Below are 1832 nucleotides of genomic sequence, written 5' to 3'. Positions count from 1 at the left end.
TTCGAAGGCGACCGGGTTTCCGATCGCCAAGGTCGCGGCCAAGCTCGCGGTCGGCTACACTTTGGACGAGATTCAGAACGACATCACCGGCGTGACGCCCGCCAGCTTCGAACCGACGATCGACTATATCGTCACCAAGATCCCCCGCTTCGCCTTCGAGAAGTTCAAGGAAAGCGAGGCCGTCCTCTCGACCGCGATGAAGTCGGTCGGCGAGGTGATGGCGATCGGCCGCTCAATTCACGAGAGCCTGCAGAAGGCGCTGCGCGGGCTCGAGACCGGGCTGATCGGGTTCGACGGGGTCAAGGAGCTGTACGGCGCCTCGAAGGAGACGATCCTCGCCGCTCTCGCGGTACCCTCGCCGGACCGGCTGCTCGTCGCCGCCCAGGCGCTGCGCGAAGGGCTCAGCGTCGCCGAGATTCATGACGTCACCAGATACGACCCCTGGTTCCTCGCGCGGATCGCCGAGATCGTCGAGGCGGAGGAGGCGGTCTGCCGCGATGGGCTGCCGGGCGACGCGGAGGGGCTCAGGCGCCTCAAGGCGATGGGCTTTTCCGACCGGCGGCTGGCCGAACTGAACCTCAAATCGGCGAACATCGCGGGCGAGGGGGTCAAGACGCGGGCGCGCAGCCACGGCCTGATCCACGACGCGGTCAAGGCGATGATCGGCGCCACCACCGAGGACGAGGTGCGGCGGCTGCGCCACCGGCTCGGCGTGCGGCCCGTATTCAAGCGGATCGACACCTGCGCTGCCGAGTTCGAGGCGAAGACGCCCTATATGTACTCGACCTACGAGGCGCCCAGCTTCGGCGCGCCCGAGGACGAAAGCCAGCCCAGCGACCGGCGCAAGGTCGTCATCCTCGGCGGCGGGCCGAACCGGATCGGGCAGGGGATTGAGTTCGACTATTGCTGCGTCCATGCCGCTTATGCGCTCAAGGAAGCCGGGTTCGAGACCGTGATGGTCAATTGCAACCCGGAGACGGTCTCGACCGATTACGACACCTCCGACCGGCTCTATTTCGAGCCGCTCACCGTCGAGGACGTGCTCGAAATCCTCCATGTCGAGCAATCGAACGGCACGCTTCATGGCGTCATCGTCCAGTTCGGCGGGCAGACCCCGCTGAAGCTCGCCGCGGCGCTGGAGAAAGAGGGGATTCCGATCCTCGGCACCTCGCCCGACGCGATCGACCTCGCCGAGGACCGCGAGCGCTTCGCGGCCCTGGTCGACAAGCTCGGCCTCAAACAGCCCCGGAACGGCATCGCGCGCAGCCGCGAGGAGGCGCTCAATGTCGCCGAGCGGATCGGCTATCCGGTGCTGACCCGGCCGAGCTACGTGCTCGGCGGGCGGGCGATGGAGATCGTCGATTCCCCAGGCCAGCTCGAAGACTATATCGAGACCGCGGTGCAGGTCTCCGGCGACAGCCCGGTGCTGATCGACCAGTATCTGCGCGACGCGATCGAGGTCGACGTCGACGCGATCTCCGACGGGACAGACGTCGCCATCGCCGGCGTCATGCAACATATCGAGGAGGCCGGGGTGCATTCGGGCGACAGCGCCTGCTCGCTGCCGCCCTACAGCCTGGAGCCGGCGATCGTCGCCGAGATCGAACGGCAGGCCCGCCTGCTCGCCGAAGGGCTGAGCGTGGTCGGGCTGATGAACGTCCAGTTCGCCGTCAAGCAGGGCGAGGTGTACCTGATCGAGGTCAATCCGCGCGCCAGCCGCACCGTGCCCTTCGTCGCCAAGGCGATCGGCACGCACATCGCCAAGATCGCCGCGCGGGTGATGGCGGGGGAGAAGCTGATCGATTTCCTGCCGCTGAAGCGCGACATCAAGC

Annotated in this window: 1 protein-coding gene; it reads left to right on the top strand. The window is 66.9% G+C overall.

Translation table 11 applies throughout. The features are described 5' to 3' along the window. Window positions 1-1832: carbamoyl-phosphate synthase large subunit (carB, locus tag ACT4N8_RS06570; protein ID WP_444857336.1), on the top strand; the 1832-nt coding region annotated here is incomplete at both ends.

The sequence above is a fragment of the Sphingosinicella sp. genome (genome assembly GCF_052387495.1).
Lineage (GTDB): Bacteria > Pseudomonadota > Alphaproteobacteria > Sphingomonadales > Sphingomonadaceae > Allosphingosinicella.
The sequence above is the reverse complement of the archived record's forward strand: the minus strand, read 5'-3'. Positions and strand labels throughout refer to the sequence as shown.